Genomic DNA, 12,133 nt, shown 5'->3' on the forward strand with positions numbered 1-12,133 from the left:
ACTCCATTCAGGCAAGGTTGAAAAAGGTCCGGGCATTCCCGTCCAGGATGCGATGTTTTTCATCGTCTTCCAGCAGCCCGGTCTCACTCACCAACGCGCCGATGCGCTGCTCGCCCAGCGGGTAGGGGTAGTCGGATCCGAGCATCACGCGCTCGCAACCCATCACATCCACCAGCAGACGCAGGGCCCGGGGATCGAAAACGGCGGAATCCACCGAGAACCGGTGGCAATAGGATGAGGGCGGGTTGGGGCAGTCCTGGCGCACGATGTCGCGGTATTGCCAGGCATTGTCGACCCGCCCCAGCGTAAAGGCGAATGCGCCGCCGCCATGGGCAAAACAGAGCTTCAGACTGCGCGGCAGCCGCTCGAAGGCCCCCGACAGGATCAGGGACAGGATCCCCAGCGAGGTTTCCGCCGGCATGGCCACCAGCCAGGGCAGCATCCATTTGCGCATCCGCCCGGCGCCGCCCATCATGTCCCAGGGATGCGCCAGCACCGGGATATCGTTCACGGCGCAGTGATGCAGGAACTCCACCAGCTGCGCGTCGTCCAGATCGCGGTCACCGACATGATTGCCGATCTGCACCCCCACATGCCCCGCCGCCTTGGCGCGGGACGCCTCGCGGCATGCCAGCTCGGTGTCTTGCAGCGGCACCTGGGCCATGGCCTTCAGGCGGTCGGGGTGGCCGGCGCAATATGCCAGGGTCAGATCGTTCATGCGCGCGGCCCAATCGGCGACCTTGCGCGCCTCCAGCGCATAGCCGAACATGACCGGCGTGGCGCTGACGATCTGCACGTCCAGGCCCAGCCGATCCATGTCCGCCACCCGCCGCTGCGGGTCCCACAGCACGGGAATCACAGGGCGGAACTCGCTGTCGCCCTTCATGATCATGCCCTCGTCCGGGCCGATGATCTTGAGCCAGGGCGCCTGCCCGGGGTCCAGCGCATGCGCCTGTTCGCGGGAAATCTCCGGAAATAGATGCGCGTGGATGTCTATCATGTCGATGACCTTTTTGCGTATCCCGTTCAGAAATCCCGGACGCTGGACTTGCTCAGTTGCTCGTGCCAGGCGTGATGATCCTTGCCCGGATGCTGGGTCCCGCACTCCGGACAGACACGCGCCTCGTCTTTCAGGGCGTAGAACCGGTCATAGACTCTGGGCAGATCGTCCACCAGGCTTTCCAGTTGCTGCGTGGCTTTCCAGACCTCGGTGCCACAATGAGCGCAATGCCATTGCAGGCTGTCGTGCGCGCCCTGGGGGCGCGGCAGCTCGATCAGCAGACACAGGCCATCGGGATCGGGCCGCTGCGGCGAATGAATCAGATGCGGCGGCTGCAGAAAAACATCGCCCGCTTTCAGATCGATGCGCTCGAAGCGCCCGCGATCCCAGACGATGAGGTAGGCCTCGCCTCGGAGCTGATAAAAGATTTCCTCGGTCGGGTTGTCATGGAAGTCGGTGCGCTGATTGCCGCCGCCCACCATGTTGATGATGTAGTTGCCATCGGGGAAGACCGCCGCATTGCAGACCGGCGGCTTGAGCTGGTCGCGATGATCGTCGACCCACTGCATCAGGTTCTTGGGCAAACCGTACTTGGCATCCATGTTTGTCTCCTTGTCATGGACCGGCATCCAACGCTGACACCGGTCGTCGCATCCGGCCCGGTATCAGGCGGCCGGTGGCCTGTAGGCAACGGCCTTGATCTCGATCCGCAAGTGCGGGTGCGGTAGTTGATGAACCGCCACGGTGGTGCGCGCCGGCCCCTCAAAGCCGAAATATTCGCCATAGACTTCGTTGTAGCCGGCGAAATCCCCCATATCGACCAGATAGGCGCTGATCTCCACCACGTCCTCCAGGCCGGCGCCGACGCTGGCGAGGATGTCGCGGATGTTCTCGATCACGGCGCGGGTCTGCGCACGGATGTCCATGCTCACGGCCCCCATCACATCCACGGTTTCCACCCCGGCCAAGGTATTGTCGGCACGGCGGGAGCTGGTGCCCGACACGAACAGGAAGTCGCCCGCGCGCTTGACGTGGGGAAATTTGCCGCGCGGCGTGGCCTTGCCTGCAACGACTTTGGCGGATACGGGGCTCATGGCATACGGTCTCCTGAATGTCTTCCGGTCCAAGGGAATCAGACCTTGATGCAGATGTTGGTGATCTCGGAATAGAAATCCAGAGAATGACGTCCGCCCTCGCGGCCTATCCCGGACTGGCGCACACCGCCGAAAGGCGTGCGCAGATCGCGCAGATACCAGGTGTTGACCCAGACGAGGCCGCTGCGCATGCGGGGCGCCACCCGATGCGCCCGCGACAGATTCTGTGTCCAGATCGCCGTGGCCAGGCCATAGTCGGAATCATTGGCACGGGCGACCGCCTCGTCTTCCGTGTCAAAGGGCGCCACATGGCACACCGGCCCGAAGATCTCCTCGCGCAGGCAGCGGGCATCATCCGGCAATCCGGTCCAGAGGGTCGGTCTCACCCAGAATCCCTGATCGCGCGCGTCATCGAACACAGGCACATCGCCTCCCGTCACCACGGTCGCACCCTCGTCTCGCGCCAGCTGGAAATAGGACAGCACCTTGGCCTGGTGCTTTTTCGAGATCATGGGGCCGATGTCGGTATCCGGATGGCCCGGACGCCCCAGCACCAGCGCTTCGGTCCGCGCCTTGAGCGCTGCGACGAAACGATCGAAGATCGACCGCTGCACCAGCACGCGTTCGCTGCACAGACAGACCTGGCCCGAGTTGGTGAAAGAGGATTTCACGACGCCCTCCACGGCGGCGTCGAAATCCGCATCCTCGAACACGATGGCGGCGTTCTTGCCGCCCAGTTCGAATGACACATCCTTCACACCGTCGGCCACCGTCTTCATGATGTGCGCTCCGGTGGCCGACGCCCCGGTGAAAGTCACGGCGTCGATACCGGGATGACTGATCATGGCCTGACCTGTCGAACCGCTGCCGAATCCGTGCAGGACGTTGAAGGCCCCTGCGGGAAAATCGATGTCCTGGGCCACCTGCGCCAGCAGAAAGGCGGAGGAGGGAGTTTCCTCGGAGGGCTTGGCCACCACGGCATTGCCCAGCGCCAGGGCCGGCGCGACCTTCCAGCTGAACAAGAGCACCGGCAGGTTCCAGGGAGAAATCGCCGCCACCACACCCAAAGGCTTGCGCACGGTGTAGTTCAGGGCGCGACCGCCGTCGGCCGTGACCGTCTCGAAGCACTCCGTGTGCGCATGGCGCACCAGATCGGCAAAAAAACGGAAATTGGCAATGGCCCGCGGCACGTCCAGCGTGCGCGCCTGGCGCACGGTGCGGCCCGTATCCCGGACTTCGGCCTCGACGAACTCATCGAAATGCCACTCGATGCCATCGGCCAGCTTGCGCAACCAATCGGACCGCTCGGTCGGGCCGCACCGTCCCCACGCCCCGGCCAAGGCGTCCCGGGCTGCGCGCACGGCCAGATCGACCTCCTGCGCCGTCGCCTCACAGACTTCTCCGACGACCGTGCCATCCACCGGACTGACATTGGGAAACCGTCGGGCGCTTTCGACAAAGCGGCCACCGATAAAATGCGTGATGGGTTCTGCCACAGCGCTTGCCTCTCGTCATATGTACGCGTACATATACTGTAGGCAGCCTTGAGATTATTTCCCAATCAATAAAAACCGGATAGCGATTCCATAATGGAATCAGATCAAGCTTCTCCCCGGGCATCGCGGACATAACACCGCTCAGGGTCCCATCCGGGGAAAAGACTCAGGCCGGAAGCCGCCGCCGGAGTCCCGCGCCCGCGCGCCGACCTCCTTCAGGATGCCGATGAAGGTGGCCGCGGCAGGCACCGGCTCACGATCGGCCCTCAGGCTGTAACCAATGGTGCCGAACGGCACGCGCACATGGATGGGGACTTCGAACAACACGCCCACCTGAATCAGCGGCCGGGCGGAGACCCCGGGCAGCATGGCCAACGTATCGGACCGCGCCAGTATGCCCAGGTTGGTCAGCATCGACAGCGAGATGATCTGGTTGGCCGGAATCGGAAGATCGCGGCCGCGAAAGAATTGATCCACCTGCTTGCGCACCGGCGACGCATCAGACGGCACGATCCACGGATAATCCAGCAGATCCTCGGGCGAACAGGCCGGCCGCCGCGACAGGGGATGGTTGGCCCGCGCCACGATCATCAGTTCATCGTCATAGATCGCGTGAACCTCCACCCCCTCGCCCGGGTTCTCCGGCAAACGGCCGACGATCACATCCAGTTCGCCGACCTGCAGCATCGGGAACAGGATGTCATTGGTGGCCTCCTGGATCAGCAGGCCCACCTTGGGGTGGCGGCGCTTCATCAAGGCCACGCTCTCGGGCAGCAGCCAGGCCGAGGCGGAGATCAGCGTCCCCACGGCCACCTGGCCGCCATCGCTGCTGCGCAATGCCAGCAGCTCCTCGCTCAGGGCGCGCGCATCGCCCAGCATGGGGCGGATGCGTATCAGCAGATGCTCGGCGAACACGGTCAACCGCACCCCTTTGCTGTGGCGCTCGAACAGCGTGACCTCCAGCAGATCTTCCAGTTGCCTGATGATCTTGACGACATTGGGCTGCGTCATGTGCACCGCCTCGGCCGCCTTGTGCATGGACCCCAGCGTGGCGACCCGCTCAAAGACCAGCAACTGCTTGAATTTGAGGTCGCGCACACGCGCCAGGGTCTGATCCGACAGCATCGTCGCGTCCCTATTTCCGGGCGCCCATCGACCGCACGCTGATCACCATCAGCGCCACGCCGATCAGAATCATCCCCGTCAATTCCAGCCCGCCGGGAATTTCGCCCAGTTCCAGCCAGCCGGACAGCACGCCGACCACGGGCACGCCCAGCGACGACAGCCCCGCCATCCCGGCGGACAGATGCTGCAATGCGAACAGCCACAGAAACCAGGCCAGCGCGGTCGCCATGATCGCGTTATAGACCAGCGCCCCATAAAAGTAGGGCATGGGCTCGATCGGCCGCTCGGGCACCATCCAGGCGGCAATGCACAGCGCCAGGGCGCCGAACAGCATCTGCCACGCCGTCAGCGGCAATGCGTCCATCGGGTAATCGCGCTTGATCCATTTCGCCACCAGCGTCGACAGCGCCCAGCACAGGCCCGAGGCAATGGCCAGCACCTCGCTGACGATCCCCGAATGCTGATTCCAGGGTTCCAGGATCAGCACCAGCCCCGTCGCCGCCAGCGCCAGCGCCAGCCATTGCACTCCCCGGATCCGCTCGCCAAACGCCACCCAGGCCAGCGGAATCACCCAGAACGGCATGGTGTACACCAGGATCGAGGTCTTGCCTGCACCGCCCTGCAACAAGGCAAGCTGGATCAGCGCGGAAAACACGCCCGTCTGCAAGACGCCCAGCAGCGCCACGCGAGGCCAGGCCCGGATCCGCATGGGACGCCGCAGCACCTTCAGCACCAGCAGCAACGCCGCCGCGCCGAACAGGGTGCGCAGCGCCGCGAAGTCAAAGGGACCGACATACGCCAGCACCTGCTTCATGACGACCCAGTTGTAGCCCCAGACCAGCGCCATGCAGGCCAGCGCCAACAGCGCGAGCCGCTCGTTGCGGCGGATCGCCGGGTCCCGCTCCACGGCGGTTTCAGCATTCACGTTCAAGATGATCCCCGCCCTTCCCAATAACCAGGTTCATGATAATGGTTTCTCAGGGCATCGATGAAATAGCGCACCTTGGAGGGCAGATACCGCTGCTGCGGATAGACCGCCTGGATGTCATAGGCGGGCAGAGCGAATTCGTCGAGCACCGTCACCAGTTCGCCGCGCTTGAGTTCGCGCTGGATTTCCCAGGTCGAGCGCCACCCGACCCCCAGCCCCTGCCTGACCCATCGATACAGCAGCTCGCCGTCATTGCAGGCCAGATCGCCGCGCACCCGCACGGCGAAAGGCTTGCCGTCGCGCACGAACGTCCAGCCGCGATGCTGCCCGCCCTGCAGGTTGAAGGCCAGGCAATTGTGCCGCGTCAGGTCTTCCGGCACACGCGGCACGCCGTGCGATTCGAAATAGGCGGGGGTGCCGCAGACCACGCGGCGGTTCGGGTGCAGGCGCACGGCCACATAGTTCGGATCGGTCACCTCCCCGATGCGGATGGCCATGTCATAGCCTTCGCGCACCAGATCCACCACGCTGTCGGTGAAATTGAACGACAGCGCCAGATCCGGATAGTGCTCACGGAACGTCAGCGCATGCGGCGCGACATGCAGGCGCCCGAACGAGGCCGGCGCCGACACCACCAGGTGACCCGCCAATGAGCGACGCCGGGACATGATGCTGGCATCGGCATCATCAAAATCCTGGACCAGCTGCCGGCAATGTTCCAGATATTGTTCGCCCAGTTCCGTCAGCACCAGGCCACGCGTCGAGCGGTGCATCAACTGCACCCCCAGGCGTTTTTCCAGCGCCGTCAGACGCCGCCCCATGATGACCGGCGTCACCCCTTCGACCAGGGCAGCGGCGGAAAAACTGCCTTGCTCGGCAATCAATACAAAACTGTGTATCTCGGTATAGCGGCTCAAAAGGATCTCCCCCAGACACCCCCCAAGGAATGCTTGAAAACACAGGCAGAACAGATAAAACCGAGGGGTGAAGAACGACAAACATTCTACCCCTGGCTTCACGCATTACATACAAATAGTATCGATAGAACAGAGAAGGACTGGGATTCCTGTGCCCCATCGACTTCTTTATTCTGAACACATCAACGAACAACCGCACGATCACCCCAGGAGAAATCATGGCAAAAATGAGAGCCGTCGATGCCGCCGCCGCTGTGCTGCAAAAAGAAGGCATCACCACCCTGTTCGGCGTGCCAGGCGCGGCCATCAATCCGCTCTACTCCGCTCTGCGCAAGCACGGCGGTTTCAAGCATGTGCTGGCCCGCCACGTGGAAGGCGCCTCGCACATGGCCGAAGGCTATACCCGCGCCAACCCCGGCAATATCGGCGTCTGCCTGGGCACCTCCGGGCCCGCCGGCACCGACATGATCACCGGCCTGTACTCGGCCACCGGCGACTCCATCCCCATCCTGTGCATCACCGGCCAGGCGCCGCGCGCGCAATTGCACAAGGAAAGCTTTCAGGCCGTGGACATCGAGACCATCGCCAAGCCGGTCACCAAATGGTCCGTGATGGCGCGCGAGCCGGAACTGGTGCCGCGCATCCTGCAGCAGGCCTTCCACCTCATGCGCTCCGGACGCCCCGGCCCCGTGCTGGTGGACCTGCCCTTTGACGTGCAGATGGCCGAAATCGAGTTCGACATCGACACCTATGAGCCGCTGCCGGTGTACAAGCCTGCCGCCACCGCGGCCCAGGCGGCCAAGGCCGTGGCCATGCTCAATACGGCCGAGCGCCCGCTGCTGGTCGCCGGCGGCGGTATCTTCAGCGCCGGCGCATCGGAGCTGCTGAAGGAATTCGCCGAGCTGACCGGCGTGCCCGTCATCCCCACCCTGATGGGCTGGGGCGTGATCCCTGACGATCATCCGCTGATGGCCGGCATGGTCGGCCTGCAGACCGCGCACCGCTACGGCAACGCCAACCTGCTGGCTTCGGACTTCGTCATGGGCATCGGCAACCGCTGGGCCAACCGCCACACCGGCTCGACATCCGTCTACACCAAGGGTCGCACCTTCGTGCATATCGACGTCGACCCCACCCAGATCGGCAAGGTGTTCGGCCCCGACTATGGCATCGCCTCGGACGCCGGCGCCGCTTTGCGCCTGATGATCGAGGAGGCAAGGCGCCTGAAAGCCGCCGGCGAACTGCGCGACCGCAGCACCTGGGCGGGCGCATGCCGCGCGCGCCGGAACGAGACGTCCATGCAGCGCAAGACGCACTTCGATCAGGCGCCCCTCAAGCCGCAACGCGTCTATGAGGAAATGAACAAGGCCTTCAGCAAAAACGTGCGCTATGTCACCACCATCGGCCTGTCCCAGATCGCCGCCGCGCAGTTCCTGCACGTCTACGGTCCGCGCCACTGGATCAATGCCGGCCAGGCCGGCCCGCTGGGCTGGACGGTTCCCGCAACCCTGGGCGTGGTGGCCGCCGACACCGGCGACGAGATCGTCGCATTGTCGGGGGATTACGACTTCCAGTTCATGATCGAGGAACTGGCCGTGGGCGCGCAATTCAATCTGCCCTACATCCACATTGTGGTCAATAATGCCTATCTGGGGCTGATCCGCCAGTCGCAGCGCGGCTTCGACATGGACTATTGCGTGCAGCTCGCCTTCGACAACATCAACGCGCCGGAGACCGACGGCTATGGCGTGGACCACGTCAAGGTCGCCGAAGGCCTGGGTTGCAAGGCCATCCGCGTCAAGAAAGTCGAGGACATCCAGCCCGCGATCGCCCAGGCCCGCGCCTGGATCAAGGAATTCCGCGTCCCCGTCGTGGTCGAGTTCATCCTGGAGCGCGTCACCAACATCTCCATGGGCAACGAGATCGACGCGATCAACGAATTCGAGGAACTGGCGGAACATGGCGCGGACGCCCCGACCGCCGTCACCCTGCTGGACTGAGCAGGATTGCGGCCGCCCTGTCATCGCATGGCGGCCCCACCGAATCAACAGGAGTCACATCACATGCCTAAATTTGCCGCCAACCTGACGATGCTGTTCACCGAGATCGACTTCCTGGACCGGTTCCAGGCGGCCGCCAAGGCCGGTTTCCAGGGCGTGGAATATCTGTTCCCTTACGCCTACGACAAGCAGGATCTGGCCCGGCGCCTCGAGGACAACGGCCTGGTCCAGGTGCTGCACAACCTCCCGGCCGGAGACTGGGAGGGCGGCGAGCGCGGCATCGCCTGCCACCCCGACCGGGTCGAGGAATTCAAGCAAGGGGTTGCCCGCGCCATCGAATACGCCCAGGCCCTGAATTGCCCGCAGGTCAACTGCCTGGCCGGCAAGGTTCCCGCGGGCGTGGACACCGCCACGGCGCACCGGACCTTTGTCGACAATCTGCGCCATGCCGCCGCCGCACTGAAACAAGCCGGCATCCGCCTGGTCATCGAACCGATCAACACCTTCGACATTCCCGGTTTCTTCCTGACCCGCACCGATCAGGCCCTGGCCCTCATCGCCGAGGTCGGGTCCGACAACCTGCGCGTGCAATACGACATCTATCATGCCCAGCGCATGGAAGGAGAGCTCGGCAACACGATCAGCAAGCATCTGGGCGACATCGGCCACATCCAGCTGGCCGACAATCCTGGCCGCAACGAACCCGGTACCGGCGAAATCAACTATCAGTGGCTGCTGCGCCACATCGATCAGGTCGGCTACAGCGGCTGGATCGGCTGCGAATACAAGCCAGCCGGCCGGACCGCGGATGGCCTGGGCTGGATCCAGGCGCTGGCCTGATCGCGGCGACCACCGCCGGCCGACCGGCCAGCGCATCGCACCCGACCTTTACCACATCCAACAAGGAGCAATCACATGGCTAACATCGGTTTCATCGGCCTGGGCATCATGGGCACCCCCATGGCGGCCAATCTCATTTCGGGCGGCCACGCCCTGGTCACGTTTACCCGCGGCAAGACGCCGCAAAGCCTGCTGGACGCGGGCGCCAAGGCTGTTGCCAGCGGCACGGAAGTCGCCAAAGCCGCCGACATCATCATCGTCATGGTGCCCGACACCCCGGATGTCGAGGCGGTGCTGTTCGGTGAAAACGGCGTGGCCGAAGGCCTGTCCAAGGGCAAGATCGTGATCGACATGAGCTCGATCTCGCCCGTCGCCACCAAGGAATTCGCCAAGAAGATCAACGCGCTGGGCTGCGAATACCTGGACGCCCCAGTGTCCGGTGGCGAAGTCGGCGCCAAGGCCGCCAGCCTGACCATCATGATCGGCGGCAGCCAGGCCGCCTTTGATCAGTGCAAGCCGATCTTCGAGCTGATGGGCAAGAACATCACCCTGGTCGGCGGCAACGGCGACGGACAGACCACCAAGGTCGCCAACCAGATCATCGTCGCCCTGACCATCGAAGCTGTGAGCGAAGCCCTGGTGCTGGCGTCGAAAGCCGGCGCCGACCCGGCCAAGGTCCGTCAGGCGCTGATGGGCGGGTTCGCCAGCTCACGCATCCTGGAAGTGCACGGCGAGCGCATGGTCAAGCGCACCTTCGATCCGGGATTCCGCATCAACCTGCACCAGAAGGACCTGAATCTTGCCCTGACCACCGCCCGCCAGCTCGGCCTGTCCCTGCCCAGCACGGCCGTGGCACAGGAACTGTTCAATGCCTGCGTGGCCCACGGCGGCGCCGGCTGGGATCATTCCGGCATGGTGCGCGCGCTGGAAATCCTGGCGAATCACAAAATCGATCAATGAGTGTAAGCTTGGCTCCTCGCATTCCGCCGGGAAGCCACGCCTCATTTTCGGGATGACCGCACCATGAACCTTTCGCCCCGCGAACTCCTCACCCGCATGTTCCAGGCTGCCGTGCGCGCCGCCCAGCCTGAGCACTGCATCCCCGCCTTTCTGCCACAACGGCCCAAAGGGCGCACGATCGTCATCGGCGCAGGAAAGGCCTCGGCGGCCATGGCACAGGCGTTCGAGCGGCATTGGTCGGGTCCGCTGACGGGGCGGGTGGTCACCCGTTACGGCTACGCCGTGTCCTGTGAGCGCATCGAGATCGTGGAAGCGGCCCATCCGGTCCCCGACGAGGCCGGTGAAATCGCCGCCCGGAGGCTGTTCGAACAGGTCGCCGGCCTGACGGCCGACGATCTGGTGATCTGCCTGATCTCGGGCGGTGGCTCCTCGCTGCTGCCCGTGCCTGGCAGTGGCGTGACACTGGCCGACAAGCAGGCCATCAACCGCGCCCTGCTGAAATCCGGCGCGACGATCGCCGAGATGAACTGCGTGCGCCGCCACCTGTCGGGCATCAAGGGCGGCCGGCTCGCGGCAGCCTGCACCCCCGCGCGCGTGATCAACCTGCTGATCTCCGACGTCCCCGGCGACCAGCCCTGCGACATCGCATCGGGCCCCACCGTGGCCGACCCGAGCACCTGCGCCGACGCGCTGGACATCGTGCGCCGCTACGGCATCGATCTGCCGGCCGGCGCCCGCCGGCTGCTGGAATCCGGCGAGGGCGAAACCCTCAAACCGGGCGATGCCCGGCTGGCCCGCGTCGAAACCCACCTGATCGCCACCCCACAGATGGCCCTGGAGGCCGCCGCCTCGGTCGCCCGGGAAGCCGGCATCAAGCCGCTGCTGCTGGGCGATCGCATCGAGGGCGAGGCGCGCGATGTCGGCAAGGTGCTGGGCGGCATCGCGCTGCAAGTGCGCGTGCATGGACAGCCCATCACCGCGCCTTGCGTCCTGCTGTCCGGTGGCGAAACCACCGTGACCGTGCGCGGCCAGGGCCGGGGCGGGCGCAATGTCGAATGTCTGCTGTCTCTTGCCATTACCCTGGACGGCGCCCCAGGCGTTCACGCCCTGGCCGGAGACACCGACGGCGTCGACGGCCAGGAAGAAATCGCCGGAGCCCTGATCAGCCCGGACACCCTGGCGCGCGCTTGGGCAACCGGCATGCCGCCGCGCGCGCATCTGGACGACAACGACGGCCACGGATTTTTTGAACGCCTGGGCGATTCCCTGATCACCGGCCCCACCCTGACCAACGTCAACGACTTTCGCGCCATCCTGGTTCTTTGATCCCGACGGCACACACAGGAGAAACACCATGAAAACCATCCGAGTCCTGACCCTGGAAGACGCACGCCGCATGGCGGACGCCGCCGAGGCCGAAGCCCGCCGCAACAGCTGGAACGTCAGCATCGCCATCTGCGACGCCGGCGGCCACGCGATTTGGTTGCAGCGCATGGACGGCGCGCCGCTCATGAGCGCCCAGGTGGCCCCGGACAAGGCCCGGACCTGCGTCCTCGGCGGCAAGCCCAGCAAAGTCTACGAGGACATGGTCAACCAGGGTCGGTTCGCCGCCCTGTCCATGCCCATCGTCCCGCTGGAAGGCGGGGAGCCCGTCCGCTTCGAAGGCAGCGTCATCGGCGCGATCGGGGTCTCCGGCGTGCAGGCGGCCCAGGACGCCCAGGTGGCCCAGGCCGGCGTGGACGCCCTGGACGCCGCAGCCCCCACCCGATAAGA

The 12,133-nt window shown here is 64.8% G+C and carries 12 protein-coding genes; 5 read left to right on the forward strand and 7 right to left on the reverse strand.

All coding sequences use genetic code 11. From position 1 onward, the window contains the following. Positions 1-7: 7 nt before the first annotated feature. The 7 genes from ACK5JE_RS03640 to ACK5JE_RS03670 all read right to left on the reverse strand — a co-directional run bounded on the left by ACK5JE_RS03640 (position 8) and on the right by ACK5JE_RS03670 (position 6,560). Positions 8-1,000, reverse strand: coding sequence for an amidohydrolase family protein (locus ACK5JE_RS03640; protein WP_416800359.1), 993 nt, complete (start codon positions 998-1,000; stop codon positions 8-10). A 26-nt stretch (positions 1,001-1,026) separates the two neighbouring features. Next, positions 1,027-1,602: a 3-hydroxyanthranilate 3,4-dioxygenase gene (gene nbaC, locus ACK5JE_RS03645; protein WP_416800360.1), complete on the reverse strand. Its 576-nt coding sequence runs from the start codon at positions 1,600-1,602 to the stop codon at positions 1,027-1,029. 63 nt (positions 1,603-1,665) lie between these two features. Next, positions 1,666-2,094 (reverse strand): RidA family protein, encoded by a 429-nt coding sequence (locus tag ACK5JE_RS03650; protein ID WP_416800361.1) that lies wholly within the window; start codon positions 2,092-2,094, stop codon positions 1,666-1,668. A 38-nt stretch (positions 2,095-2,132) separates the two neighbouring features. Continuing rightward, a complete protein-coding gene (locus ACK5JE_RS03655) occupies positions 2,133-3,590 on the reverse strand; it encodes a 2-hydroxymuconic semialdehyde dehydrogenase (protein ID WP_416800362.1) in 1,458 nt (485 codons plus the stop codon). Positions 3,591-3,731: 141 nt separating this feature from the next. After that, positions 3,732-4,715 (reverse strand): LysR substrate-binding domain-containing protein, encoded by a 984-nt coding sequence (locus ACK5JE_RS03660; protein ID WP_416800363.1) that lies wholly within the window; start codon positions 4,713-4,715, stop codon positions 3,732-3,734. A gap of 10 nt (positions 4,716-4,725) precedes the next feature. Next, on the reverse strand, positions 4,726-5,640 hold the full coding sequence (locus tag ACK5JE_RS03665; RefSeq protein WP_416800364.1) for a DMT family transporter: 915 nt from the start codon (positions 5,638-5,640) through the stop codon (positions 4,726-4,728). Positions 5,641-5,642: 2 nt separating this feature from the next. Continuing rightward, positions 5,643-6,560: a LysR family transcriptional regulator gene (locus ACK5JE_RS03670; protein WP_416800365.1), complete on the reverse strand. Its 918-nt coding sequence runs from the start codon at positions 6,558-6,560 to the stop codon at positions 5,643-5,645. Positions 6,561-6,778: 218 nt separating this feature from the next. On the opposite strand from ACK5JE_RS03670, the gene gcl reads away from it, so the two are divergent. The 5 genes from gcl (at position 6,779) to ACK5JE_RS03695 (ending at position 12,131) form a co-directional block, all read left to right on the forward strand. After that, a complete protein-coding gene (gene gcl / locus ACK5JE_RS03675; RefSeq protein WP_416800366.1) occupies positions 6,779-8,560 on the forward strand; it encodes a glyoxylate carboligase in 1,782 nt (593 codons plus the stop codon). 63 nt (positions 8,561-8,623) lie between these two features. Further along, positions 8,624-9,400 (forward strand): hydroxypyruvate isomerase, encoded by a 777-nt coding sequence (gene hyi / locus ACK5JE_RS03680; RefSeq protein ID WP_416800367.1) that lies wholly within the window; start codon positions 8,624-8,626, stop codon positions 9,398-9,400. A gap of 75 nt (positions 9,401-9,475) precedes the next feature. Further along, entirely contained in the window at positions 9,476-10,360 is an 885-nt protein-coding gene (gene glxR, locus ACK5JE_RS03685; RefSeq protein ID WP_416800368.1) for a 2-hydroxy-3-oxopropionate reductase, read from the forward strand. Between the two features lie 63 nt (positions 10,361-10,423). Then, positions 10,424-11,686: a glycerate kinase type-2 family protein gene (locus ACK5JE_RS03690; RefSeq protein ID WP_416800369.1), complete on the forward strand. Its 1,263-nt coding sequence runs from the start codon at positions 10,424-10,426 to the stop codon at positions 11,684-11,686. Positions 11,687-11,714: 28 nt separating this feature from the next. Beyond that, positions 11,715-12,131: a GlcG/HbpS family heme-binding protein gene (locus tag ACK5JE_RS03695; protein WP_416800370.1), complete on the forward strand. Its 417-nt coding sequence runs from the start codon at positions 11,715-11,717 to the stop codon at positions 12,129-12,131. Positions 12,132-12,133 lie beyond the last annotated feature (2 nt).

The organism is Castellaniella sp. (assembly GCF_047971665.1).
Taxonomy (GTDB): Bacteria; Pseudomonadota; Gammaproteobacteria; order Burkholderiales; family Burkholderiaceae_B; genus Castellaniella.

What these genes read in the sequence shown, in the direction of transcription:
- ACK5JE_RS03695 (WP_416800370.1), top strand. Translation starts at nt 11,715, where the DNA reads ATGAAAACCATCCGAGTCCTGACCCTGGAAGACGCACGCCGCATGGCG.
- hyi (WP_416800367.1), top strand. Translation starts at nt 8,624, where the DNA reads ATGCCTAAATTTGCCGCCAACCTGACGATGCTGTTCACCGAGATCGAC.
- ACK5JE_RS03660 (WP_416800363.1), bottom strand. Translation starts at nt 4,715, where the DNA reads ATGCTGTCGGATCAGACCCTGGCGCGTGTGCGCGACCTCAAATTCAAG.
- ACK5JE_RS03650 (WP_416800361.1), bottom strand. Translation starts at nt 2,094, where the DNA reads ATGAGCCCCGTATCCGCCAAAGTCGTTGCAGGCAAGGCCACGCCGCGC.
- gcl (WP_416800366.1), top strand. Translation starts at nt 6,779, where the DNA reads ATGGCAAAAATGAGAGCCGTCGATGCCGCCGCCGCTGTGCTGCAAAAA.
- ACK5JE_RS03640 (WP_416800359.1), bottom strand. Translation starts at nt 1,000, where the DNA reads ATGATAGACATCCACGCGCATCTATTTCCGGAGATTTCCCGCGAACAG.
- glxR (WP_416800368.1), top strand. Translation starts at nt 9,476, where the DNA reads ATGGCTAACATCGGTTTCATCGGCCTGGGCATCATGGGCACCCCCATG.
- ACK5JE_RS03690 (WP_416800369.1), top strand. Translation starts at nt 10,424, where the DNA reads ATGAACCTTTCGCCCCGCGAACTCCTCACCCGCATGTTCCAGGCTGCC.
- nbaC (WP_416800360.1), bottom strand. Translation starts at nt 1,602, where the DNA reads ATGGATGCCAAGTACGGTTTGCCCAAGAACCTGATGCAGTGGGTCGAC.